The following is a 23,121-nucleotide window of genomic DNA, read 5'->3' on the forward strand; positions in this document are numbered from 1 at the left end:
TGCCGGGGGTCAGTGGGCGGGCACCGGCGTCGGGGTGGCCAGCTGGTGTTGGAGGGCGGCGGCGGTCGCCTTGGCGGCGGGGCCGACCCCGATGAGGGTGGCCGAGCCGGGCCCGGTCCAGTCCCCGTAGCCCACCAGATACAGCCCCGGCACCTGCACCGAGGCGGTCCCGTCGGTGCGGATCGTCCCATCGGCCTCGCGCACCTGCAGGGGCCGCAGGTGGCGCAGGGCGGGGCGGAAACCGGTGCACCAGATCACCGCGTCCACCTCCTGCTCCCGCCCGTCGGCCCAGGTAACGCCGGTGGGCGTGAAGCGGTCGAACATCGGGGTGGGCCGTAGCAGTCCGGCGTCGCGGGCGCGCTTGACCGGGGGCACCACGACGATGTTGCCCAGCGCCGCGACCCCGCCGGGGTCCGGCAACCCGGCGGCCAGGGCCCGGGATCGTTCGGTGGCCACGCGGAAGAGCTCCCGGCCGTCGACCTCATCGGGCAACCAGTGCGGCTCGCCCTTGAGGCACCAGGTCAGCTGGGCGACCTCGGCGATCTCCGCGGCGATCTGGGCCCCGGAGTTCGCCCCGCCCACTACCACCACCCGCTTTCCCGCATACGCTGCCGGCCCACCGTAGTGGGCGCTGTGCACCTGGGTCCCGGTGAACGCTCGTTGGCCGGGGACGGTGGGCCAGAAGGGCTGGGACCAGGTCCCGGTCGCACTGACCACCGCCCGGGCAGACCAGGTGTCTGCGGTGGTGGTCTGCACACGGAAGCCCTCGTCGTCACGGTGCACCGCGCTCACGTGCACCGACCGGCGGACCGGCAACTCGTAGCGGGTTTCGTAGCCGGTGAGGTAGTCGATGACATGGGCCGCATCCGGGTTGTCCGCCCCGGTGGAAGGCATGAGCCGGCCCGGCAGGGAGGAATAGGAAGCCGGGGAGAACAGCCGCAACGAGGGCCAGGTGTGCCGCCAGGCCCCGCCGGGGATGTCCTGGTCGTCGAGGATCACGAAGGACAGGTCCGTGCGGCGGCGCAGATACCAGCCCACGGCCAGCCCGGCCTGGCCGCCGCCGATGATCACCACATCCACCCGGTGTCCCATGATGCTCAGCCTCCCATTGGTTTCGCTTTCCACCCGGGTTCGGCCCCGCCCCGACGGGTCGGGGTGGGGCCGAACCCCGGGTGGTGTGCTCAGCTGCGGATCTGGTCCCACAGGGCCTGGACCCGGGTGTCGATGGCCTCGACGATCTCCCGCACGCCCTCCAGGGTCTCCTGGGAGGGGTCGGCGATGCCCCAGTCCAGGTAGCGCTTGCCCGGATACACCGGGCAGGCGTCCCCGCAGCCCATCGTGATCACATAGTCCGCCGCGCGCACCACGTCGTCGGTCAGCGGCTTCGGGAAGGCACCCGTCAGGTCGATCCCGCGCTCCTTGAGGGCTTCGACCACCAGCGGGTGGACTTCGGCTCCGGGCAGGGACCCGGCGGAGCGGACCTCCACTCCATTCCCGGCGTGGTGGGCCAGCAAGGCCGCGGCGATCTGGGAGCGGCCGATGTTGTGCACGCACACGAACAGCACCTGCGCGACCGGCTTGTCGATCTTGCCCTGGGACTGAGCCAGCGCCCGCAGACGGTCATCAGCGAAGTGCCCGGCGGTGGCCGCCAGGTAGGTGCGGATCCGCGCGGTACGCGACAGCGTCGCGTAGGACTCGAAGACGTAGCGCTCAACCGTCTCCGGCGAGAAGATCCCTTCGTAGCGCACGGCCAGGTGGGCGGCGGTGCGCTGCAGGACGTGGGTATCCAGCTCAGAGGTGGATCCGGGGATGGAGGTGGACTCGGTCATGGCGACTCCTGGTTCCTTGCGGTGGGTAGGTCAGCAGCAGGACGAGCGGACGGAAACCGGGGCGGCCCCGATGGTGACCAGCTGGGGCCCGGAGCAGCAGGCATCGGCCGGCTCCTGCGCCACGGCCGGGGCGCAACAGCCCTGATCCTCGGTGCTGTTGTCAGCAGACCCCGGAGCCGGGAGGTCGCAGGAGCCGCCGAGGTCGGTGGAGCACACCCCGGTCTCCGGCAGGACCAGCTGCACGTCATCGGCCGCGGCCCGGTCCCCGGCCAGGGCGGCGGCGATGGAGCGGACCTGCTCGTAGCCGGTGGCCATCAGGAAGGTCGGGGCGCGCCCGTAGGACTTCATGCCCACGATGTAGAACCCGGCTTCCGGGTGGGCCAGCATCTTCTCCCCGTGCGGGGTGACGGACCCACAGGAGTGGAACTCCGGGTCGATCAACGGCCCCAGCTGGCGCGGGGCGTCCACGGCCGGGTCCAGGTCCAGGCGCAGCTCGGCGAGCATCCCCAGGTCGGGGCGGAACCCGGTGGCCGGCACCAGCAGATCCACCTCCAGCTGCTGCTCCCCGGTGGGGGTGGTGGCCGACACGGCCAGCCCGTCGTCGGTCGTGCTGAAGCCGGTGATGGTGAAGGAGGTGTGCACCTCGATCACCCCGGACTCCACGAGCCGGCGCAGCCGGGTGCCCAACGCACCCCGGGCGGCCAGCTCGTCACGGTCCTCCCCGCCGTAAACCCGGCTGACATCAGCCGAGCGCACGGCCCAAGAGATCCGGGTACCCGGCTCCGTCTCGGCCAGGGCACCGAGCTCCAGCAAGGTGTTCGCCGCCGAATGCCCGGCCCCGACCACCAGCACGTGGCGGCCGGCGAAGCGGTCCCGGTCCCGGCCGGTGACATCAGGCAGCGGGGCAGTGATCCGCCCGGCCGTCACGGCCTCAGCCTCCCCGGGGGCGGGCAGCCCGGCCTGACCCAGCGGGTTCGGTGTCGACCAGGTCCCGGAGGCGTCGATCACCGCCGACGCCCGGATGTCCTCGAGGGCCCCGCCGGTGTGCTGGACGCGCACCAGGAACGGGGTGGTCTCCCGGTTGCCGGTGCGGGTCTTGTCCATCCCCGTCCGGCTCACGGCCACCACACGGGCGCCAGTGCGGATCTGCCCGGCCAGGAGCCCGGCGAGGGGCTGGAGGTAGCACTCCACCAGCTCAGCCCCGGTGGGCAGGTCCTCGGGGTCGGGTGCGGTCCACCCCTGGGTCTCCAGCAGACGGGCGGCGGCGGCGTCAACGTTGTAGCGCCACGGAGAGAACAGACGGGTGTGACCCCACTCCCGGATCGCCGCGCCGATCGTCGCACCGGCCTCCAGGACCAGCGGGGTCAGTCCACGCTCAGTCAGATGGGCGGCGGCGGCCAGGCCCACGGGCCCGGCCCCGATCACGACGACCGGCAGAGCAGCAGTATCGGTGGTGCGGGCGGTGGTCTCAGGCATGGGTGGTCTCCTCCACAAGAGCGGTGGCGATGGACTCGGCGTCGTCCAGGGCGGCCAGGTAGCGTTCGGCGTCCAGGGCGGCGGCGCACCCGGTGCCGGCGGCGGTGATGGCCTGGCGGTAGCGGTGGTCCACCGCGTCCCCGCAGGCGAACACCCCGGGCAGGGTGGTGACGGTGGTGGGGGAGTCCACGACGATGTAGCCCTCCCCATCCAGCTCCAGCTGACCGGCCACCAGCTCCGTGCGCGGGATGTGGCCGATGGCCACGAACACCCCCGTGGCGGCCAGTTCCCGGGTGGCCCCGGTGGTGGTGTCGGTCAGGGTGACCCCGGTGACCTTGTCGTCGCCGTGGATGGCGGTGACCGCGCTGTGGTAGGCGAAGTGGATCTTCTCGTTGTCCTTGGCTCGCTGGGCCATGATCCGCGAGGCCCGCAATTGGTCGCGGCGCACGACCACGGTCACCGAGGCGGCGAAGCGGGTGAGGAACAGCGCTTCCTCCATGGCCGAGTCCCCGCCGCCGACCACCACGATGTCCTGGTTGCGGAAGAAGAACCCGTCACAGGTCGCACACCAGGACACCCCGTGGCCGGACAGGCGCTTCTCCTCGTCCAGGCCCAGTTCCTTATAGGCGGAGCCGGTGGCCACGATCACCGCCGGCGCCCGGTACGTCTTGCCCTCCAAGGTGGTGACCTCTTTGAGGTGGCCTTTGAGCTGGACGGTGGCGGCGTCGTCGTAGTCGATGATCGCCCCGAAGCGTTCGGCCTGCTCGCTCAGCCCGGCCATGAGCTCTGGGCCCTGGATCCCGGACGGGAAGCTGGGGAAGTTCTCCACCTCGGTGGTGTTCATCAGCGCACCGCCGTGGGTGACGGACCCGGCGATCACCCGCGGGGCCAACCCTGCCCGGGCGGCGTAGATCGCGGCGGTGTAGCCGGCCGGTCCGGAACCGATGATGATCAGCTTGTCCGTCGCAGCAACGGTCGCGGGGCCGGTGGTGGTGTTCGTGGTCATGACCGTCCCCGCCCTACTTGGCGGTGGTGTCGTCGGCGGGCAGCAGCTCGGAGATCAGCGCCTGGATCCGGGCCTTGATCTCGTCACGGATGGGCCGCACGGACTCCACGCCCTTGCCGGCCGGGTCCTCCAGCGCCCAGTCCTCGTACCGCTTGCCCGGGTAGAACGGGCATGCGTCCCCGCAGCCCATGGTGATCACCACGTCGGAGTCCTGTACCGCCGCATCGGTGAGGACCTTGGGGGTCTGGGCGCTCATGTCGATGCCCTCCTCGGCCATCGCCTCCACGGCGGCCGGGTTCACGGTCTCGGCCGGGGCGGAGCCGGCCGAGCGCACCTCGATGCGGCCTTCCGAAAGGTGGGTGAGGTAAGCGGCGGCCATCTGGGAGCGTCCGGCGTTGTGCACGCACACGAACAGGACGGAGGGCTTGTTCGTGGTCTCGGCTGGGGTCGTCGCGGTGGTCTCGGGGGTGGTCTCAGCAGTCATGGGGATCATCCGTTCGGTCGGAAGGGGGAAGAGGACAAGGGGGATGGGTTAGGCGGGATTGCCGGCGGTGAGCTCGGTGAGCAGGGCCTGGACGCGGGCGTCGATGTCGTCGCGGACCAGGCGCATCCGCTCCGCGCCCTCGATCCCGCGGACGGAGGGCTCATCGGTGTGCCAGGTCTCGATGGTGCCGGCCATGCCCTCGACCGGCTCGACCTTCGCCTCATCGCCCAGCACGACCACCCGGTCGACCCGGCGCAGCAGCTCCGGGTCGATGGGCTTCGGCGTCCCGGAGGACATGTCCGCACCCACCTCGGCGACGACCTCGGCGGACAGCGCATTGATCTTGCTGCCCGGCTTGGTGCCGGCGGAGTGGACCTCGACGGCACCTGCGGCGCGCTTTTCCATGAGGGCGGCGGCCAACTGAGACTTGCCGCCGTTCTTGGCGCAGACGAACAGGACGGAGGGCTTGGTGGTCTCGGTGCTCAACTGGTGCTCCTGGGAGGTCGCGGGGTCAGCGGGTGGGGACGGTGCGGTCACCGGGGAAGAGCTTCCGCCCGGCCCACAGGGACACGTAGACCAGGGCGACGAGCACGGGCACCTCGATGAGCGGGCCGACCACCCCGGCCAGGGCCTGTCCGGAGGTGACCCCGAAGGTGCCGATGGCCACGGCGATGGCGAGCTCGAAGTTGTTGCCGGCAGCGGTGAACGCCACGGTCGTGGACTTCGCGTAGTTCAGCCCCAGGGCCCGGGAGGCGAGCAGACCGATGCCGAACATGAGGAAGAAGTAGACCAGCAGCGGCCACGCGATGCGCACCACGTCCCAGGGGTTGGAGGTGATCGCCTCGCCCTGCAGGGCGAAGAGCAGCACGATGGTGAACAGCAGGCCGTACAGCGCCCACGGCCCCAGCTTCGGCAGGAACGTGCCCTCGTACCACTCCCGGCCCTTGGCCTTCTCGCCCAGGGTGCGGGTGAGGAACCCGGCCACCAGCGGGATCCCGAGGAACACGAGCACGGAGACGACGATGGACCACACGGAGAACTCGGCCGAGGTCGTGGGCAGGCCCAGCCAGGCCGGGAGGACCTGGAGGTAGAACCAGCCCAGGGCGCCGAAGGCGATGACCTGGAAGACGGAGTTGATCGCCACCAGCACGGCGGCCGCTTCGCGGTCCCCGCAGGCGAGGTCGTTCCAGATCAGCACCATGGCGATGCAGCGGGCGAGGCCCACGATGATCAGCCCGGTGCGATATTCGGGCAGATCGGGGAGGAAGATCCAGGCCAGGGCGAACATCAGCGCGGGCCCGACGATCCAGTTCAGCACCAGCGACGCCCCCATCAGCCGCCGGTCCCCGGCCACGCGGTGGGTCTCGTCGTAGCGGACCTTGGCCAGGACGGGGTACATCATCACCAGGAGCCCGATCGCGATGGGCAGGGAGACCTCCCCGATCTTCACGGCCTCCAGGGCGGTGTTCAGGCCGGGGACGAAGCGGCCCAGGAGCAGGCCAGCGACCATGGCGGCGATGATCCAGGCTGGCAGCCAGCGGTCGAGGAAGGACAGGTCCTTCATCACCCCCTGGGAGGTAGCGGGGGCAGTGGTGGTGGTGCTCATGATCAGGGGCAGCCCTTCGTATTGACGACTATCTATCGGGAACACTAGGGGGTCACATCGACATTGGTCAATGTAGGATGGGGTGATGACTCTCGCACCCGACGTCCAGGCCACCGCCGCCGATCAGTGCGCCCCCGCCACGACGGGCACGGAGTGCTGCTCACTCTCGGCCGGGCCGATGACCGCCGACGACGCGCAGCGGCTCGCCGGCCGGCTCAAGGCCCTGTCCGACCCCACTCGCCTGCGGCTGCTCTCCCATGTGGCGGCCCAGGGCTGCGGTGCGGTCTGCGTGTGCGACCTGACCGCGGTGGTGGACATCAGCCAGCCCACCGTGAGCCACCACATGAAGAAGCTCGTCGACGCCGGACTGCTCACCCGCGAGCAGCGCGGCAAATGGGCGCACTACTCCGTAGTCCCCGAGGCCTTCGCCGAGCTGCGGGCGTTCCTCGACCTGCGCTGACACCCCGGCGTCGGATTCCTCCAACTCAGGCTCTGTCTCATCCAGCACACCGCATGAGGGGATGACCACGATGAGCGGCACCGCGCCCACGTGTCAGGAGATCCACGACGAGCTCGAACGCGTGCGGGCCGACTTCCACGCCCTCGTAGCAGCAGCGACCCCAGCGGAGCTGCGCCGGCCCTCGTCCGGCACCCGGTGGACCAACGGGCAGCTGCTGTTCCACATGTTCTTCGGCTACCTCATCGTCCGGCGCCTGATCCCGCTGGTGCGCCTGATGGGTCGGCTCCCTGAACCCGTGAGTCGTGCTTTCGCCCGGGTGCTGGAGGCCGGCACCCGGCCCTTCCACCTCATCAACTACCAGAGCGACCGGGGCGCGGCTCGGGTGGTGCACGGTCCGCGGCTGCTCCGGTGGTTCGACCGCACCCTCGACGTCCTGCAGGCCCAGCTGGAGACCGAGCCTGCGGCCGTCCTGGCCCACGGGATGCACATGCCCGTGTCCTGGGACCCGTATTTCCGGGACTGGATGAGCCTGGCCGAGATCTACCACTACGGCACCCAGCACTACGACCACCACCGACAGCAGCTGACCCTCAGCCGGCCATTTTGAAAAGCCCTTCTCACGAGCTCGGGATTGCGGTCGAGATGGCTAGTTCGGCGTCCTGAGTTCGGGGCAGGATCGTCACTTCAGGATTAACCAAGCTGGTGCTGATGGGGCCATGGGTAAGGGGTGCACGCGAACTCCTCCCCTCCGCTTTACATATGGCCGGTTATCGGCCCCGAGGCGGGAGCCTTTGAAGGGGGTGTGCACCCCGATCCCAGCCCCTTGGTAACCCTTGTCGGCTAAAGTCGGCAAACCCTTGGCGGCGACCGGGTACAGGGCGCCCAAGCAGTGGGCCCGGGCTGCGGTGATGTCGTGGGCGGAGCCGGGTTCTACTGGGGAGGTCCACAGCGGGAAGCCGGTGGGGTCGGCGATGACTTGGACATTATCGCCGAATCTCTTGTGCTGGCCCGAGTACCAGGCGTGATTACCGGCCTCCGTCCGTTCGGCGACCCGATCGGTGGGAATCAACGTGCCCCCCTCAAGCGTCACGTAGGGCAGATGATCGTCCTGTGCCTTGGCCAGGGCCTCGTGCAGCTCGGCAGCCTGGGCGGCCGCCTTCACCCAGCAGGACGTAGCCAACCACTACCGCGCCGGCGCGTGGGAACGCCCATGAAAAACCCCGCGCCCACCTGGTCAGCGGTGACGCGGGGCGCCCGCTCCCGGACCCGTACGCCCGGGAGTGGGAGTCTCAGTTCCTGTCGGCGGGGGATGGTGTGGCGGATCCCGTGGGGGATGCGGTGGCCGCATCCGTTGCACGGTCAATGGGCTGCTTCGACTCCGTCGCCCGCTCGGAAGACCGAGGCGCCTCCCCGTACTCGCGGGCCACCTCGTCCCACCCCTGGCTCCACTCCCGCATATAGGAGTAGTCATTGACGCCCACCGGCGTACCCGACACGAACAAGCACGGCTGGCCCTCGGGGGCTGCGGCGCACACCGTGTCCGCGCTGACCTCGGACGGCCGCGCGGCGTCGTCGCCCGTATAGTCCGGAGAGGTGGGCGCACCCGAGGAACGAGCCCCACCCGGCCGTTCGTTGGACCCCGGCGTCGTGGTCACGGGGTGCCGCGGGTCCGCGACGTCGCGCTGGCTGTCCTGCGGGTACCAGTAGTCGGCGGCGGGCATCGAGATCCCGTAAACCCCGCTGGTCGCGGTGACCGAGGTGCGCTGAGGAGCCGTGCCCCGCACGTTCACGAGCGCCCCGCCCTGGTTGGTGTGTGCGTCCAACCGGTTCTTCACGCTGACCCCGTCCAGGAGCACCTGACCCGTGGTGGCGTGGGCGTCGAACACAGCGGCCTCCACGTCCGTGGCGCTGATGGACCCCAGATCGGTCCTCGCCCGCACGTCCCGGTACGTGCCGTTCACGTGCACCGCTCCCGTGCCGCTCTTGAGGTCGAGCGAGGTGCGCGGGCCGTCCTGAGGAACGGTGATACTGACGCTCTGCACGCCGGAACCCCATTGAGAGGGCCGGTCGGGCACATCCAGCTGCAGCACGCCGTCGCGAACGGACGGGATGATGCCGCGCTCGGACAAGGACCATCCGGATTCGTGCCACTGCACTTGGACACGATCAACGGTCGGGCTCGTGTTCACGCTGACCATGCCCGAGGGGGCGTCGATCCGGATCCGTTCCACGTCCGACGACGCCGTCCACGAACCGTCCCGCTCCTGCGTCATGGCCACCGCGGCGGCGGTTCCGGCCCCGCCGAGCAGCAGGGCGAGGGCACCCACGCCGCCCACCACGGCGGTCGCGGTGTTCCAGGCGCGGCGCTCACCACGCCCCACGGGACGGTCGTTCCGAGGATCAGGCAGGTCCCGGGGGCCGGCTGCGTTGTGAGGATCGGGCGTGGGATGCGAGGGATTCTGATTGCTCATGAGATGTCCTAAAGAGAGTGGTCCGAGTAGCCCAGGTACTTGAGAACGGCCAGAACCCTGCGGTTGCCGGTCTCGGAGGTGACGCCCAACTTGGCGAAGATCGAGCCGATGTGTTTCTCCACGGCCGATTCGGTGAGGTAGAGGTTCGTGGCAATGGATGCGTTGGACAGCCCCTGCGCCATGAGCGCCAGGACCTCACGTTCGCGCGGTGACAGCAGTTCCATGTCCTCCCGGCGCCGCGAGCGCACCAAGATCTGGGTGAGCACCTCCGGGTCCAGCACGGTCCCGCCCGAGCCCACGGTCTGCACGGATTCCAGGAACTGGTCCACGTCCGCCACGCGGTCCTTGAGCAGGTAGCCCAGCCCCTCCCGGCGGGACGCGATGAGCTCGGACGCGTAGCGCTCCTCCACGTACTGGGACAGCACCAGCACGGCCACGCCGGGGTGGCTCGAGCGGATCAGCACCGCGGCGCGGATCCCCTCGTCGGTGAAGGTGGGTGGCAGTCGCACGTCCACGAGCGCGAAGTCCGGCCGGTGTTCCTCCACGGCCCGCACGAGTCCCTCGGCGGTGTCCGTCTCGGCCACGATCTCGTGCCCCGCGTCCGTGAGCAGGCGGACCAGTCCGGCGCGCAGCAGCACGGCGTCCTCGGCGATCACGATGCGCATCTCAGTTCCCCCGTCCGTGCTGCCCGGCGGACGACGACGCCGCTCCGCCCGTTCCCGCCCCCGCCGCACCGTGCGCGGTCGGACCGGTTCCGGGCGCGGTGTGGACCCCGTCGGCGTGGCCGGGGTGAGGGGTGTATGCGGTGCCGGACGCGCGCGGGGCGCTGTGCGTCGTCGTCGTCGGAGGAACACCCGTGAGGGGCAGCTCCACGATGACCTCGGTGGGCCCGCCTGCGGGCGAGTTCACGAAGAACCTGCCCCCGGCCGAGCGGATCCGGTCCTGGATCCCGGAGAGCCCGCCCCCGGGGACCACACGGGCGCCGCCGCGGCCGAAGTCGCGCACACCGGCGACCACGATGTTCGTGCCCGGTGTGGCGCCGTCCTGGATGGACACTGCGACGTCCGCAGAGCGCGCCCCCGAGTACTTGATCGCGTTGCTGAGGCTCTCGGAGACCGCGAAGTAGATGGCCGCCTCCGTGCGCGGCTGCAACCGGGGGACGTTCACGGAGACGTCCACGGGGAAGGGTGCCTGGGCGGCGACGGCGGACAGAGCGGCGTCGAGCCCCCGATCCTCCAGTACGGCGGGGTGGAACCCGCGGGCGAGCCGGCGTAGCTCGGTGATCGCGGCCTTGGTGGTGCCGTGCGCCTCCGCCACGAGCTCCTTGGCCGCGGCGGGATCCGTGTCGATGCGTGAACCGGCCATCGAGAGGTTCATGGCGACCGAGACCAACTGGGGCTGGACGCCGTCGTGCAGATCGCGTTCGATGCGCGAGCGCTCGGTCTCCGCACCGCGTACCGCGGACTCCTTGGCGGCGGTCTCGTACTCGGCGAGGCGCTGCAGCTCGTCCGCTTCACGGCGCAGACGCGCGGCCTCGCTCAGCCGCAACAGCCCCGCGGACAGACCGCGGTGAGCCAAGGTGAGCAGCACCGCGAGCACGATGCTCAGCAGCACGCCCGCGACACCCAGCATCGGGAGCGTCCAGCGCGGGGTGCTCTGCAGCGCGGGCCACAGCACCGAGGATTCGGGGGCGAACCACGGCGCGAAGGTCAGCACGAGGGCCGCGCTACCCACCACGAAGGGCAACAGCATGAGCCAGCCCAGCGCGCACGTGAGCGCCACGTGGAGCATGCCGAGCCACAGGGACCCGTCGCTCGCGTCCAGCCACCACTGGTGCGGGACCCGCACCCAGTCGGTATACGGGCTGCGGCGGCGCTGGGGGTCCCGGATGTCCAGGCCGAACGACGACGCCGAACGCCTGCGTTCCAGCCACACCGCCCCCATCATCACGTACACGGTCGCGGCGAGGATCAGCACGCCCAGGCCCAGCGCCGGAACGGTTGCGGCTCCCACCGCGAGGAACGTGAAGATCACGACGAGCAGCACGGTGTTGAGCACCGAGTCCACCACGAGGTCCAGGGTCCCGAAGAACAGGGTCTTGAGGGAGAAGGTCCGCCACTCGCGGGGAGCGATGTGCGGCCCTTCCGGTGCCGGGCGTGCCACGGAGGCGGCCCGCGGGGGTTCCGGGCGCCCGGGAGGCGGCAGGGTCCGGGTGGTCTCAGCATCTGCGGGTGAGGAACCGGCCGAGGGCATCGGTCGGGTGCGTTCGGTGTCCGAGGAGATGGGCTCTGTGGCGTCCCACGGTGGCGTGGGATTCGAGGCTGTGGTGCTCATGGCTTCCACGCTACGGACACCCCCGTGGATCCCGCACCAGAGCTGGCCACCGAGTCGGGGTGGGGTTTTCCGCACCCCCGGGTTGCGGGATGTGGTCTGCGGGGCGCCTGCTCCGTGGTGCGGGGTGCGTGCTGCCGGGTGCGGCGTCCGCTCCACGAGCGCGCGTCTCGTGAGGCGCCAGGTGCGTCCCATCCGGGTGCCGCGGCGGCGCGGATGATCCACATGTGCGCGCCCGCCCGGGGTTCCGTGTTCGCGCGCCCTACAGTGTGTGCCATGAACGACGACGTCCGCGCCCTCGGGCGGCCCACTGCCGTTTCCGTCCCCGCGGGGGACTTCGAACGCGACCCCGCCGTGGACGTCGCCCGCGTGGGGTGCGTGATCACCGTGGTGTGCAGTCACATCCTCATGGTCACCCTCACGGCGGATCCCGCCACCGGAGAGATCCGCTCTGTCCTGGTCCCGACTCAGCAGCCCTGGTACTGGTGGGCCACGTGGCTCCTGCAGATCATGCCCCTGTTCTTCGTGGTGGGTGGGACGGCCACGGCGGGGGCGTGGCGGCGTCGTCGGGCCCGGGGAATGGCGCGGGGCGAGTACGTGCGGGAACGCACGCTGCGGCTGATCCAACCCGCGGCGGTGCTGTGGTGTGTGCTCGCCCTCGGTGCGGGGATCGCGGTGGTGGCGGGAGCCGGGATCGAACTCGTGACGTTCGCGCTGTCCGGTGTGGGGATGGCGTTGTGGTTCCTGGCGGCCTACCTCGTCTGTCAGGGATTGGCACCGCTGTTCGTGGACCTGCACGAACGCATGGGGTGGGTGTGGTGCTGGTTCCTGTTCTCGTGTGCGGTGGCCGTGGACCTGCTGCGCCTGACCACCGGCTGGCAGTGGTGGGGGCTGCTCAACATGGTGTTCGTGTGGCCGCTCATCCAGCAGTTCGGCTTCTTCCGGGCGGACGGGTGGTTCGGGGCGCGGCGTCGACCGGTGCTCGTGGCGCTTGCCGCGGGATGCTACGCCGTGTCCGGGGTGTGCGTGGCCTCCGGGTCCTACGCCCCGGACATGCTCACCAACCTCAATCCGCCCACCGTGTGCATGGTGCTGCTGGGCTTCGCTCAGGCGTGTCTGCTGGAGGTGTTCTCCCCGCTGTTGCGGCGGGCCATGCACTCCCGGGTGGTCCGGGCGGTGGTGTATGTGGTGGGCGCTCGTGCGTTGACCATCTACCTGTGGCACCTGCCCGTGGTGGTGGCGGTCATGGCGGTGTGGTTCTTCGCCGTGGGCTACGACCCCGTCCCCGGTTCCGCCGCCTGGTGGTGGCTGCGGATCCCTTTGACCGTCCTGTGTTGGGCGGTGGTGCTCGTGGTGGCCACGGTATTGCGGCGGCTCGAGTCCTCATCCACGGCACCGTGGGGCGCCCGCCCCATCCGGTTGTCCAATGCCGCCGTGGTCGTGGCACTCGTGTGTGCCGTGGTGCCGCCGTTGTGGGAGATCGTCACACTGCTCACGGTGCCGTTGACGGTGGCGGGCGCCGTGGGAGCGGTGGCCGCGGTGGTGCTGCTGCGCAGTGGCCGCGTCCCCTCGCGGGCCGAGCGGGCCGAGACAGTGCCCACTTCCCCGGCTCGCTGAGGCCACACGGCTTTAGCGCTGGACACTGTGAGGCACGCTGAGGCCACGCGGCGAATTGTGGGCACGCGGAGGCCACATGGGGTGGGGTGAAGTGGCCTCCACGCGACCAGAAATTACGCCATGGCCTCGGAGTGCCTGAGAGTTACGCCTCGGCACGGGAGCCCCGCCGGAAGAGGCTCACCCCTCCCGCGGATCCCCCAGGTGGTCGATGACCAGTTCGAACAACCGCGGGACCACCATGGGGTGCACCTGGTGGCCCATCCCGGGGATCCGGACGAAGCGCGCATGGGGGATGACCTCGGCCGTGGCGGGGCCGCCGTCCGGGCGCACGATCTTGTCCTTGTCCCCGTGGATCACCAGCGTGGGGGCGGTGATCCGGGACAGCACCTCCGTGCGGTCCCCGGATGAGCGGATCGCCCCGATCTGACGGCGCATCGCCTCAGCCTCACCTCCCGGATCCAGGCTGCGGTCCCAGTGGGTTGCGGCGAGTTGACGTTCGTACGCCACGTCCACGGGGAACCCCGGACCGGCCAGGTGGTGGGACATGACCAGTCGCCCCCGGATGTACATGTCCCGGGTCTTCGCCCCGGGGAACATGAGCAACGCCGCGGTGGAGGTCGCGGCCGTCCCCACGGACGGATCGCCCGTGGTGGAGCACAGGGAAATAAGTCGCCGCACCAGCTCGGGGTGGTGGCCCGCCAACGACTGGGCGATCATCCCACCGAGTGAGAACCCCATGACATCCGCTCGCTCGACCCCCAGCGCCCGCAGGGTGTCCGCGACGTCCTCGGACATGTCCTCCACGGAGTACTGCCCCTCCGGCAGGGGCCCGCGCAGCAACCGGCGGGCCGAAGGGGACGTGGAGGTCACCCGGAAGGAACGGCCCACGTCCCGGTTGTCCAGGCGGATCACCCGGTACCCGCGATCCGCGAGGGCATGGACGAAGGACATGGGCCACGTGGCCAGGTCGAACGCGAGCCCGGTGATCAACACGAGCGGCGCCCCGTCGGACGGCCCGTCCAGGCGCACGCAGATGAAGCGGTCATCATCCAACTGCACCGTGCGTTCCTCACCGCTCTCACCGGGGCCCGTGAGCAGGGCGGGCAGCTGCTCGGGAACGGGAGCGGCGGCGTCGTCGAACCGCAGGAATCGATCCACGACCGGCTTACGCAACAACTGACGCCGGTCATCGAAGTAGTTCATGGCCATCCGCCACGGCGCCGTGTCCCCCTGGCGGGGCAGCTGGTCGAGGGAGCGTTGGACGTAGCCGGCGTCGAAGTCCAGCAACGGGCGCGTGCGCAGACCCTCGGGTGCGACCGGGCGCACTGACGCCGCGCCCACGGAATCCGTGTGCGCGATCAACCGGGACAGCCAGTCCACCACGAGTCCGATCTTCAGCGTCCACGACCCGTTCGTGTACCCAATCGCGAAGGCCAGGTTGGGCACGTCGCTCAGCATGGCGCCGCGGTAGGCGATCCGCTCGGGGAGGTTCACGGGTCGCCCGTCCACGCTCAAGCGCGCGCCGCCGAACATGAGCAGGTCGAAGCCCGTGGCGCTCACGACGACGTCCGCCGCCACCCGCCGCCCGTCCGTCAGGACGAAGCCGTCCGCGTCGAAACGGTCGATGCCCGCGGTCACGATATGGGCGTTGGGTTCGTGCAACGCGGCGAAGAAATCCCCGTTGGGCGCCACGCACAGCCGTTGGTCCCACGGGTCGTACGGCGGGGTGAAGTGCTCCCGGACGGAGACGTCCGCAGGGAGGCGACCGCGGTTCACGGCCGCGATTCCCGCCCGCACCACGCGCGGCGCGACCTTGCTCGCCACCCACAGTGCTCTCTGCCCCGCGGCCATGAGCGGGCGCAGCACTCGCGCCGCCCGTGCCCTGCCGAGCACCATGAACAGCATCTTCTCGGCCACGCCGGGGGAGGGCAGGGGCAGGATGTACGACGGCGTCCGCTGCACCATCGTGGTCTCGGCACCCCGCGTGACGAGCTCGGGCAGCAGGGTCACCGCGGTGGCCCCGCTGCCGATCACGGCGACTCTTTTGCCCCGGACGTCCAGGTCCTCGGGCCAGAACTGGGGATGCACGAGCTGGCCCCTGAACCCCTCGACCCCCGCGAAGTCCGGGATGTGGGGACGGTCGTAGCCGTAGTACCCGGTGGCCATGAACACCCACGTGGCGGTGATCGGCTGGGTCTCGCCGGTGCCGATGGGTTCGGGCCGCGCGGCGCCGTCGACCGCGGCGTGGGCGGATCGATCGGAAGTTGCGGGGCGTTCGGCGTTGCCCGACACGGTGTCATTACGGGGGCGGCGACCGGACGGTGCGGCGTCGTCGGGCTGCGGGCCATCAGCCGAGTGCCCGGGTGCGCCGCCGCCGACGTCGCTCGGAGCCGCCCCCGCGCGGGGTTCGGGTGGCGCGGTGCGCTCGACCGTCACGGTCCAGTGGCTGGTCCCGGAGGACCAATCCGCGGCGGTGACGCGCCGGTGGTAGTGGATGAGCTTGTCAACCCCGGAGGCGCGAGCGGTGTCGCGGATGTAGTCCAGGATCGCGGAGCCCTCCGCGATGGGGTTCTGTCGGGTCCACGGGCGGAAGTCGTAGCCGTAGGTGTAGAGGTCCGAGTCGGAGCGTACCCCCGGGTAGCGGAGGAGATCCCACGTGCCACCGGAGTTCCCGCGGGACTCGAGCACCGTGATGCTCTTGCCGGGATGTTCGTGGCGGAGTTTGCAGGCCGCCCCGATCCCGCTGAGGCCGGCCCCGATGATCAGGATGTCGGTGTGCTCGGGCAGCGCTGCGCCGGCGTGCTCGCTCATGGATTCATCGTATGGTCCTCGCGGGCGCCGCACGCGCTACCCCGGGAAAGTGGCCGGATGGCCATTGTCCGTGGACCAGGGGGTTCCTAGGCTGGGGTCCACATCATCGTCCACGCGAAAGAATCGACATGGATGCCGTAGGTGGGATGGTCCGCAGGACAGCGGGAATCACGCTCCTTGCCCTGCTGTTCCTCGCCCTGTTCGTGACGAATTCCTTCGCGTCGGAGCCGGTGTCCACGACGAGTTCGCAATCGGTGACCACGACAACGGCGGAATCGATGGGGATATCCGCATCCGAATACGCCCGGATCGTGCGAGCAGCCAACGCCGCGGGCATCAGCGAGACGCAGGTCGCCGCGGACATCGACTACGCGACCCGGACCACGACACCCCACCGTTTCCCCGGGGTGGTGAGCATGAGCGCATCGGCCCAGGTCAACGGCTGTTCGAACCCCGTACCCGGCCATGGCTACCAGAACGCGCTGTTCAACGCCGACTGCAACGCCCACGACGTGTGTTACTCGGCTGAGGGCAACGCCGTCCGCTCCCGCGCCCAATGCGACGAGCAGTTCCGCAGGGCCATGAACGCCACGTGCACGCGCACCTTCGTGAGCACGAACATCGAACACAAACGCTGCATCGGCACCGCCAGTTATTACTACTGGATGGTCAGGGCATTCGGTGCACCCTATTTCAAGGGGTAGGACCATGAAGAAATTCAAGGGAGAAATCATCCTCGCCGTCAGCGGCGCAGTCCTGATCCTGTGTGCCTGGGCGTCGTACGTGAGCACTTCCTGGTTCCCGGAGGCCACCCTGTCGTCCCCGGCCGTCCCGTTCTTCCTGCTGATCCTGGCCGGCACCGTGTTCGTGTTGTGCGCCGCCAGCGGGATCGGGAAGCTCCTCAACAAGGACTGAGGGCGGATCCCGCGCCTTGCACCGACATGTGATCTGGCTTACCTTGGGGGAAGCCTACGGCGGGTCCTGCAGCGGACTATCTACCGGGCGAGCAACCAAGAAATGCACTGGTGCGACACCAGGGAGCTCCCGGAACAGCTGAGGATCCACACTCCACGTCGTGACCGGTGGCTTGTCACGAGGAGTTCAGTGCCATGAGCGAAATCCAATTGACCATCAATGGTCGGCAATGTGGGTTCAGCGACGTGAGCCCCCACACCCGACTGCTCGACTTCCTGCGGGAACGCGGACTGACCGGGGCCAAGGAAGGCTGCGCGGAGGGCGAGTGCGGGGCGTGCGCCGTGCTCGTGGCCCGCCCGGACGGCGCCGACCGAACCCGGTGGACCTCCATCAACGCGTGCCTGCCGCCCGCCGTGGCGTTCGACGGCCAGGAGGTCGTCACGTCCGAAGGACTGGGCACGGCTCCCGGCCCTCGCGGTCCCGGGCAACTGCACCCGGTGCAGCAGGAGATGGCCACACGGGGCGGGTCCCAGTGCGGCTACTGCACCCCGGGTTTCGTGTGCGCCATGGCCGCGGAGTACTACCGCCCCGAGCGCAGCGCCGCGCTGGCCCCGGAGGGTGAGCAGACCGGCACAGAGGTCACGGGCGAGGAACACGCCGCGGACCATGAATGCGGTCCCAACGGCTTCGACCTGCACGCCCTGAGCGGGAACCTGTGCCGCTGCACGGGCTACCGTCCCATTCGCGATGCGGCCTACGCCCTAGGCGAGCCGCCCGAGACCGACCTGCTGCGGCGTCGTCAACACGAGCCCGCGCCGGAGCCGGTGCGCACGAGCGTCGAGGCCGACGCCGCGCGCTTCGTGCGACCGGGCACGCTCGCCGAGCTGTTCGACCACCTCGACCGTGCCCGGGAGGACGGGCAGGACGCGCGGCTCGTGGCCGGCGCCACCGACCTCGGAGTGGAGGTCAACATCCGCCACGTGCGTCCGCCGCTCGTGCTCGCGGTGGACCGGCTCAAGGAGATGCGCACGCTGCGCGTCGAGGACGAACGGATCGAGATCGGGGCGGGGTTGAGCCTGTCCGAGGTCGAGCGCGCCCTGGATCACCGGGTCCCGCTGCTGGACGAGCTCTTCCCGCAGTTCGCATCGCGTCTGATCCGTAACGCGGCCACGTTCGGCGGCAACCTGGGCACGGGCTCGCCGATCGGTGACTCCGCGCCGGTGCTGCTGTCCCTGGGCGCGTCCGTGGTGCTCGCGTCCCGTGACGCCGAGCGCGAGGTCCCCCTGGACGAGTACTACACCGGCTACCGCCAGAGCGTGCGCCGCCCGGACGAGATCATCCGCGCGATACGCATCTCGCAACCGCTCGCCACCCACGCCGCGTTCTACAAGATCGCCAAGCGCCGGTTCGACGACATCTCGAGCGTGGCCGTCGCGATCTCCGTCCATGTTGACGACGACGCTGCGGTCACCCGCGCGCGGATCGGCCTGGGCGGCGTCGCCGCGACCCCCATCCGTGCCCGTGAGGTGGAGGAGGCCCTGGTGGGGCAACCGTGGTCGCGCGAGACCGTGGTGGCCGCTGCGGCCGTGATGGCGCGCCAGGGCACCCCGATCGACGACATGCGGGCCAGTTCCCGCTACCGCTCGGCCATGCTTGAACAATCCCTGCTCAAGTTCTGGGCACAGCAGCCCGCCCCGGCACAGGAGGTGCTCTCATGAAATCGCTGTCGGAACGTCCCGAGAACCCGGTGGTCGGCGTCGCGGTGGCCCACGAACACGGCGCCGAACACGCGACCGGTGCGGCGTTGTACACCGACGACCTCATCGTGCGGCACCAGGGCGTGCTGCACGCGTGGCCGTTGCAGGCCCCGCACGCCCACGCCCGGATCACCGCGATGGACACGTCCCCGGCGCTCGAAGTCCCGGGGGTGGCCCGGGTGCTCACAGCGCAGGACGTCCCCGGCGTCAACGACGCGGGGATCAAGAACGACGAACCGCTGTTCCCCAGCGAGGTCATGTTCCACGGTCACACGGTGTGCTGGGTGCTCGGCGAGACCCTCGAGGCCGCCCGTCGCGGCACCGAGGCGATCCGGGTGGAGTACGAAACCCTGCCCTCGCTGATCACGGTGGCCGAGGCCATCGAGGCGGACAGCTTCCAGGGCAAGCAGCCCACCGTGAGCCGCGGGGACGTGGAAGCCGGTTTGGCGAACGCCGCCCACCGGTTCAGCGGCACCCTGGATTTCGGGGGACAGGAACACTTCTACCTGGAGACCCATGCGTCCTTCGCGTACGTGGACGAGGGCGGTCAGGTGTTCGTGCAGTGCAGCACGCAGCACCCCACCGAGACCCAGGAGATCGTGGCGCACGTGCTCGGTCTGGACAACCACGACGTCACGGTCCAGTGCCTGCGCATGGGTGGTGGCTTCGGCGGCAAGGAAATGCAGCCGCACGGTTTCGCCGCGATCGCGGCCCTCGGGGCCACTCTGACCGGCCGGCCCGTGCGGGTGCGGCTGACCCGCAACCAGGACATCACCATCTCGGGCAAGCGGCACCCGTACCGCGCCGAGTGGGAGGTGGGCTTTGACCACGACGGTCGGCTCCAGGCCTTGCGTGCCACGGTCACGAGCGACGGCGGGTGGAGCCTGGACCTGTCCGAACCGGTGCTGCAACGCACGCTGTGCCACATCGACAACGCCTACTGGATCCCGGACGTGGAGGTGCACGGGCGCATCGCGCAGACCAACAAGACCTCCCAGACCGCGTTCCGCGGCTTCGGCGGTCCGCAGGGCATGCTCGTGATCGAGGACATCCTGGGTCGCTGCGCGCCGTTGCTGGGACTGGACCCCACCGAGTTGCGTGCGCGCAACCTCTATGTGCCAGGCCAGGCCACGCCCTACGGCCAACCCGTGCGCCACGCGGAGCGGCTTGCGGCGATCTGGAACGAACTGCACCGGCGCGCGGACATCACCGAGCGGCGTCGTGAGATCGAGGAGTTCAACGCAACCCATCCGGACACCAAGCGAGCGCTCGCGGTGACGCCCGTGAAGTTCGGGATCTCCTTCAACCTCACCGCGTTCAACCAGGCCGGCGCGCTCGTACACGTGTACCGGGACGGTTCCGTGCTCATCAACCACGGTGGCACCGAGATGGGACAGGGGCTGCACACCAAGATGCGTCAGGTGGCCGCGACCGCCCTGGGGGTGCCCCTGGAGACGGTGCGCCTGGCCCCGACCCGCACGGACAAGGTGCCCAACACCTCCGCCACGGCGGCCAGTTCCGGTGCGGACCTCAACGGCGGTGCCATCAAGAACGCGTGCGAACAGATCCGCGAACGGCTCGCCGAGGTGGCCGCCCGCAAGTTCGACATCCACCCGGACGACGTCCGCTTCGTCAACGGCACCGTCACGGGGATTGGGTTCCACGACCGGGAAATGTCCTTCGCGGAGCTCGCCCACGCCGCGTACTTCCAACGGATCTCGCTGTGGGCGGCCGGGTACTACCGCACCGAGGGACTGCACTGGGATGCGGAGCGGATGCAGGGTGAACCGTTCAAGTACTTCTCCTACGGTGCCTCCGTCTCCGAGGTGGAGGTGGACGGTTTCACGGGCGCCTACCGGTTCCTGCGCACCGACATCGTCCACGATGTGGGGGACAGCCTCTCCCCACTGATCGACGTGGGCCAGATCGAGGGCGGTTTCGTCCAGGGTGCCGGGTGGCTCACGCTCGAGGACCTGCGGTGGGACGAGTCCGACGGGCCCGCCCGCGGCCGGCTCACCACCCAGGCGGCCAGCACGTACAAACTGCCGAGCTTCTCCGAGATGCCCGAGGAATTCAACGTGCACCTCTTCGAGAGGGCGACCGAGAGCGGCGTCGTCTACGGTTCCAAGGCCGTGGGGGAACCGCCGCTCATGCTCGCATTCAGCGTGCGGGAGGCGCTGCGCGAAGCGGCGGCGTCTTTCGGGCCGGAGGGCCACAGCGTGGAACTGGCGAGTCCGGCGACCCCGGAGGCCGTGTTCTGGGCGGTGCAGGGTGCCCGAGACGCGCTCGCCGCGCAGGACGCGCCGGCAGAGCACGCCGCGGCCGCGGTGTGATGCCGCGAGTCGTCACGGAGCGCTGAGATGGACTGGCTGGACGCCCTGCAGCTGTTGCGCAGGGAAGGCGTCCCCGGGGTGCTTGTGACCGTCACGAGCGTGCGCGGGCACGCGCCCCGGGACCCCGGCGCCAAGATGGTCGTGAGCGCCGCGGACACGTGGGACACCGTGGGCGGTGGCAATCTCGAGGCCACCGCGATCGAGCGCGCGCGGGAGATGCTGCGCACCGGCGCAGGGGAGCCCGAGACCATGACGTTTTCTCTCAACGAGCACGCGACCGTGGCCCACGGGCGGCAGTGCTGCGGCGGGGTCGTGGACGTGCTGCTCGAACCGCAGCTGGCCCGACCCACGGTCGCGATCTTCGGGATGGGGCACGTGGGGTATGAACTAGCCCGCGTACTCTCCCGGTTCCCGGTGCGGCTGCACCTCGTGGACAGCCGGGCTGGCCAGCTCGACCCCGCCCGCTTCGCCGAGGTCACCTCCAGGACCGCGCAGGTGCACATGCAACATGCTCCCGTGCCGGAGGCCGCGCTCGCGGAGCTACCCGCCGGGGCGCACGTGCTCATCATGAGTCACGATCACGCGGAGGACTTCATCCTGTGCGACACCGCCCTGCGCCGCACGGATCTTGGGTCGGTGGGCTTGATCGGGTCCTCCGCCAAGTGGTCCCGGTTCCGCAAACGGCTCGGGGAAGAAGGCCACGACGACGCCGCGCTCGCCCGGATCTCGTGCCCCATCGGCATCCCCGGCATCCCGGGGAAGTCACCCGCGACCATTGCGGTGAGTGTGGCCGCGGATCTGCTGCGGGTGTTCGCCGCGGACGGGGACGGTAGCTGAAGGGTGGGTGGCTGCCGGGCGAGTGGCTGCGGCGCATCTATGGCTTGGGAGTACCTGAGAAATGGGCCCTGGCCTGGGAGTGACTGCAAGTTGTGCCGGGAGGTCACGGTCACGTTCTGGCCACCTGGGAAGGTGCGGGCACGCGGAAGCCAGGATCACGGCGTGACCCTGGCTTCCGCGAGACTGGGAATTTAGCCCTGGTTTCCGTGTGCCTGGAATCATCATGGGGCGGCACGCGGCGGTGCGTGGCTGAACGGGACGGAGCGGCGAGGCGGTTACTCCCTCTCGCCCTTCGCGGCCAGGACCTTGGGGATCTGGCCGGTGTGGGTGATCTCGCCGGTGTCGATGAGCTCGCGGATGTCGTCCATGTGGTGCTCCGGGACGGCGGCGACTTCGTTGCCCTCACTGTCAACCATTTTGCCGTTGACCATCCGGTCGCCCTCGCGCAACATCTGCAGGGCGGCGGTGGGGATCACGCGTACGGGGGAGGCGCCCAGGTTGTTGGGGTTCTCCGGTGTGCCCGCGGTGAAGCTGTTGAACAGCAGGTTCAGGACGATCGCCACGACCGCCGCCGCGGAGATCCCGGATCCCAGGATGGTCTGGATCCAGCTCGGGAATCCTTGGTAAAAATCGGGGGCCGCCACCGGGATCAGACCGAACGCGAACGCGACCGCCACGATCACCAGGTTCATGGAGTTGCCGAAGTCCACCTTGGACAGGGTGCGCACGCCCGACGACGCCACGGTCCCGAACAGCACGATGGATGCACCTCCCAGCACGGGCTCGGGAATCGCGGCGACCACTTCCCCTACGACCGGCAGCAGACCCAGCCCGATCATGATGAAGCCCGCGGCGGCCACCACGAACCGGCTGCGCACGCCGGTCACGGCCACGAGTCCCACGTTCGCGGCGAACGCGGTCTGCGTGAACGAGTTGAAGAACGGTGCGACCATGGACGAGGCCATGTCCGCCCGCAACCCGTTGGCCACCCGTTTGGACGTGATCGTGGCGCCGGTGATCTCACCGACGGCCAGGATGTCCGCGGTGGTCTCGGTCATGGTCACGAGCACCACGATCAGCATGGAGATGATCGCGGCGACCACTTCCCCTACGACCGGCAGCAGACCCAGCCCGATCATGATGAAGCCCGCGGCGGCCACCACGAACCGGCTGCGCACGCCGGTCACG

At 69.8% G+C, this 23,121-nt stretch carries 20 protein-coding genes and 1 pseudogene; 8 read left to right on the plus strand and 13 right to left on the minus strand.

Going from position 1 to position 23,121, the window contains the following annotated elements:
- Positions 1-9: 9 nt before the first annotated feature.
- The 7 genes from J1M36_RS08920 to arsB all read right to left on the minus strand — a co-directional run bounded on the left by J1M36_RS08920 (position 10) and on the right by arsB (position 6,401).
- Positions 10-1,092 carry an ArsO family NAD(P)H-dependent flavin-containing monooxygenase gene (locus J1M36_RS08920; protein ID WP_206479108.1) on the minus strand — a complete coding sequence of 361 codons (1,083 nt, stop codon included), beginning with the start codon at positions 1,090-1,092 and terminating at the stop codon, positions 10-12.
- An 89-nt stretch (positions 1,093-1,181) separates the two neighbouring features.
- On the minus strand, positions 1,182-1,829 hold the full coding sequence (locus J1M36_RS08925; RefSeq protein WP_206479109.1) for an arsenate reductase ArsC: 648 nt from the start codon (positions 1,827-1,829) through the stop codon (positions 1,182-1,184).
- A gap of 30 nt (positions 1,830-1,859) precedes the next feature.
- The gene (locus J1M36_RS08930; protein ID WP_206479110.1) at positions 1,860-3,305 is read right to left on the minus strand and encodes an FAD-dependent oxidoreductase; all 1,446 of its coding nucleotides are present in this window, start codon (positions 3,303-3,305) and stop codon (positions 1,860-1,862) included.
- Positions 3,298-4,311, minus strand: a complete 1,014-nt coding sequence (gene trxB / locus J1M36_RS08935; RefSeq protein ID WP_206479111.1) for a thioredoxin-disulfide reductase — start codon at positions 4,309-4,311, stop codon at positions 3,298-3,300. Before trxB ends, J1M36_RS08930 begins: the two co-directional genes overlap by 8 nt.
- A gap of 13 nt (positions 4,312-4,324) precedes the next feature.
- Complete coding sequence (locus tag J1M36_RS08940; RefSeq protein ID WP_144999365.1) at positions 4,325-4,795, minus strand: arsenate reductase ArsC; 471 nt, start codon at positions 4,793-4,795, stop codon at positions 4,325-4,327.
- A 48-nt stretch (positions 4,796-4,843) separates the two neighbouring features.
- On the minus strand, positions 4,844-5,281 hold the full coding sequence (locus J1M36_RS08945; RefSeq protein WP_110920612.1) for a low molecular weight phosphatase family protein: 438 nt from the start codon (positions 5,279-5,281) through the stop codon (positions 4,844-4,846).
- Positions 5,282-5,306: 25 nt separating this feature from the next.
- Complete coding sequence (arsB, locus tag J1M36_RS08950; RefSeq protein WP_144999363.1) at positions 5,307-6,401, minus strand: ACR3 family arsenite efflux transporter; 1,095 nt, start codon at positions 6,399-6,401, stop codon at positions 5,307-5,309.
- Between the two features lie 85 nt (positions 6,402-6,486).
- Between arsB and J1M36_RS08955 the strand changes: the two genes are divergently transcribed.
- Positions 6,487-6,861, plus strand: a complete 375-nt coding sequence (locus tag J1M36_RS08955) for a metalloregulator ArsR/SmtB family transcription factor (RefSeq protein ID WP_206479112.1) — start codon at positions 6,487-6,489, stop codon at positions 6,859-6,861.
- 61 nt (positions 6,862-6,922) lie between these two features.
- Entirely contained in the window at positions 6,923-7,468 is a 546-nt protein-coding gene (locus J1M36_RS08960) for a DinB family protein (protein WP_241247043.1), read from the plus strand.
- 72 nt (positions 7,469-7,540) lie between these two features.
- Here the strand turns inward: J1M36_RS08960 and J1M36_RS12810 are convergent.
- From J1M36_RS12810 to J1M36_RS08980, 4 genes and pseudogenes are all read right to left on the minus strand, one after another.
- Positions 7,541-7,954, minus strand: a pseudogene (locus J1M36_RS12810) (transposase family protein); the annotation flags it as partial.
- A gap of 196 nt (positions 7,955-8,150) precedes the next feature.
- Positions 8,151-9,332: a DUF4097 family beta strand repeat-containing protein gene (locus J1M36_RS08970; RefSeq protein WP_241247044.1), complete on the minus strand. Its 1,182-nt coding sequence runs from the start codon at positions 9,330-9,332 to the stop codon at positions 8,151-8,153.
- Positions 9,333-9,340: 8 nt separating this feature from the next.
- Positions 9,341-9,997 carry a response regulator transcription factor gene (locus tag J1M36_RS08975; protein ID WP_098055273.1) on the minus strand — a complete coding sequence of 219 codons (657 nt, stop codon included), beginning with the start codon at positions 9,995-9,997 and terminating at the stop codon, positions 9,341-9,343.
- A gap of 1 nt (position 9,998) precedes the next feature.
- Positions 9,999-11,666 (minus strand): sensor histidine kinase, encoded by a 1,668-nt coding sequence (locus J1M36_RS08980; RefSeq protein ID WP_206479114.1) that lies wholly within the window; start codon positions 11,664-11,666, stop codon positions 9,999-10,001.
- Positions 11,667-11,939: 273 nt separating this feature from the next.
- Here J1M36_RS08980 and J1M36_RS08985 point away from each other — a divergent pair, with 273 nt between their 5' ends.
- Positions 11,940-13,280 carry an acyltransferase gene (locus J1M36_RS08985; RefSeq protein ID WP_206479115.1) on the plus strand — a complete coding sequence of 447 codons (1,341 nt, stop codon included), beginning with the start codon at positions 11,940-11,942 and terminating at the stop codon, positions 13,278-13,280.
- 177 nt (positions 13,281-13,457) lie between these two features.
- On the opposite strand, the gene J1M36_RS12815 is transcribed toward J1M36_RS08985, so the two are convergent.
- Positions 13,458-16,091 carry an alpha/beta fold hydrolase gene (locus J1M36_RS12815; protein WP_241247045.1) on the minus strand — a complete coding sequence of 878 codons (2,634 nt, stop codon included), beginning with the start codon at positions 16,089-16,091 and terminating at the stop codon, positions 13,458-13,460.
- 311 nt (positions 16,092-16,402) lie between these two features.
- Here J1M36_RS12815 and J1M36_RS09005 point away from each other — a divergent pair, with 311 nt between their 5' ends.
- From J1M36_RS09005 to xdhC, 5 genes are all read left to right on the plus strand, one after another.
- Entirely contained in the window at positions 16,403-16,795 is a 393-nt protein-coding gene (locus J1M36_RS09005) for a phospholipase A2 (RefSeq protein ID WP_206479116.1), read from the plus strand.
- Positions 16,796-16,799: 4 nt separating this feature from the next.
- Positions 16,800-17,006, plus strand: coding sequence for a hypothetical protein (locus J1M36_RS09010; RefSeq protein WP_064846857.1), 207 nt, complete (start codon positions 16,800-16,802; stop codon positions 17,004-17,006).
- A 194-nt stretch (positions 17,007-17,200) separates the two neighbouring features.
- Positions 17,201-18,724, plus strand: a complete 1,524-nt coding sequence (locus J1M36_RS09015) for an FAD binding domain-containing protein (RefSeq protein ID WP_206479117.1) — start codon at positions 17,201-17,203, stop codon at positions 18,722-18,724.
- The gene (xdhB, locus tag J1M36_RS09020) at positions 18,721-21,096 is read left to right on the plus strand and encodes a xanthine dehydrogenase molybdopterin binding subunit (protein ID WP_206479118.1); all 2,376 of its coding nucleotides are present in this window, start codon (positions 18,721-18,723) and stop codon (positions 21,094-21,096) included. Before J1M36_RS09015 ends, xdhB begins: the two co-directional genes overlap by 4 nt.
- A 27-nt stretch (positions 21,097-21,123) precedes the next feature.
- Complete coding sequence (xdhC, locus tag J1M36_RS09025; RefSeq protein ID WP_206479119.1) at positions 21,124-21,933, plus strand: xanthine dehydrogenase accessory protein XdhC; 810 nt, start codon at positions 21,124-21,126, stop codon at positions 21,931-21,933.
- A gap of 275 nt (positions 21,934-22,208) precedes the next feature.
- On the opposite strand, the gene J1M36_RS09030 is transcribed toward xdhC, so the two are convergent.
- Positions 22,209-23,121, minus strand: a 913-nt coding sequence (locus J1M36_RS09030; protein ID WP_274606046.1) for a solute carrier family 23 protein, incomplete at its 5' end; no start/stop codon positions are given.

The sequence above is a fragment of the Kocuria sp. KRD140 genome (assembly GCF_017168375.1).
GTDB lineage: Bacteria > Actinomycetota > Actinomycetes > Actinomycetales > Micrococcaceae > Kocuria > Kocuria marina.

Excerpts from the sequence above, each read along its gene's own strand:
- J1M36_RS08980 (WP_206479114.1), bottom strand. The coding sequence starts at position 11,666 with ATGAGCACCACAGCCTCGAATCCCACGCCACCGTGGGACGCCACAGAG.
- J1M36_RS08985 (WP_206479115.1), top strand. The coding sequence starts at position 11,940 with ATGAACGACGACGTCCGCGCCCTCGGGCGGCCCACTGCCGTTTCCGTC.
- xdhB (WP_206479118.1), top strand. The coding sequence starts at position 18,721 with ATGAAATCGCTGTCGGAACGTCCCGAGAACCCGGTGGTCGGCGTCGCG.
- J1M36_RS08970 (WP_241247044.1), bottom strand. The coding sequence starts at position 9,332 with ATGAGCAATCAGAATCCCTCGCATCCCACGCCCGATCCTCACAACGCA.
- J1M36_RS08960 (WP_241247043.1), top strand. The coding sequence starts at position 6,923 with ATGACCACGATGAGCGGCACCGCGCCCACGTGTCAGGAGATCCACGAC.
- J1M36_RS09015 (WP_206479117.1), top strand. The coding sequence starts at position 17,201 with ATGAGCGAAATCCAATTGACCATCAATGGTCGGCAATGTGGGTTCAGC.
- J1M36_RS08930 (WP_206479110.1), bottom strand. The coding sequence starts at position 3,305 with ATGCCTGAGACCACCGCCCGCACCACCGATACTGCTGCTCTGCCGGTC.
- J1M36_RS08975 (WP_098055273.1), bottom strand. The coding sequence starts at position 9,997 with ATGCGCATCGTGATCGCCGAGGACGCCGTGCTGCTGCGCGCCGGACTG.
- trxB (WP_206479111.1), bottom strand. The coding sequence starts at position 4,311 with ATGACCACGAACACCACCACCGGCCCCGCGACCGTTGCTGCGACGGAC.
- arsB (WP_144999363.1), bottom strand. The coding sequence starts at position 6,401 with ATGAGCACCACCACCACTGCCCCCGCTACCTCCCAGGGGGTGATGAAG.
- J1M36_RS08940 (WP_144999365.1), bottom strand. The coding sequence starts at position 4,795 with ATGACTGCTGAGACCACCCCCGAGACCACCGCGACGACCCCAGCCGAG.
- xdhC (WP_206479119.1), top strand. The coding sequence starts at position 21,124 with ATGGACTGGCTGGACGCCCTGCAGCTGTTGCGCAGGGAAGGCGTCCCC.
- J1M36_RS08955 (WP_206479112.1), top strand. The coding sequence starts at position 6,487 with ATGACTCTCGCACCCGACGTCCAGGCCACCGCCGCCGATCAGTGCGCC.
- J1M36_RS08920 (WP_206479108.1), bottom strand. The coding sequence starts at position 1,092 with ATGGGACACCGGGTGGATGTGGTGATCATCGGCGGCGGCCAGGCCGGG.
- J1M36_RS08925 (WP_206479109.1), bottom strand. The coding sequence starts at position 1,829 with ATGACCGAGTCCACCTCCATCCCCGGATCCACCTCTGAGCTGGATACC.
- J1M36_RS09010 (WP_064846857.1), top strand. The coding sequence starts at position 16,800 with ATGAAGAAATTCAAGGGAGAAATCATCCTCGCCGTCAGCGGCGCAGTC.
- J1M36_RS12815 (WP_241247045.1), bottom strand. The coding sequence starts at position 16,091 with ATGAGCGAGCACGCCGGCGCAGCGCTGCCCGAGCACACCGACATCCTG.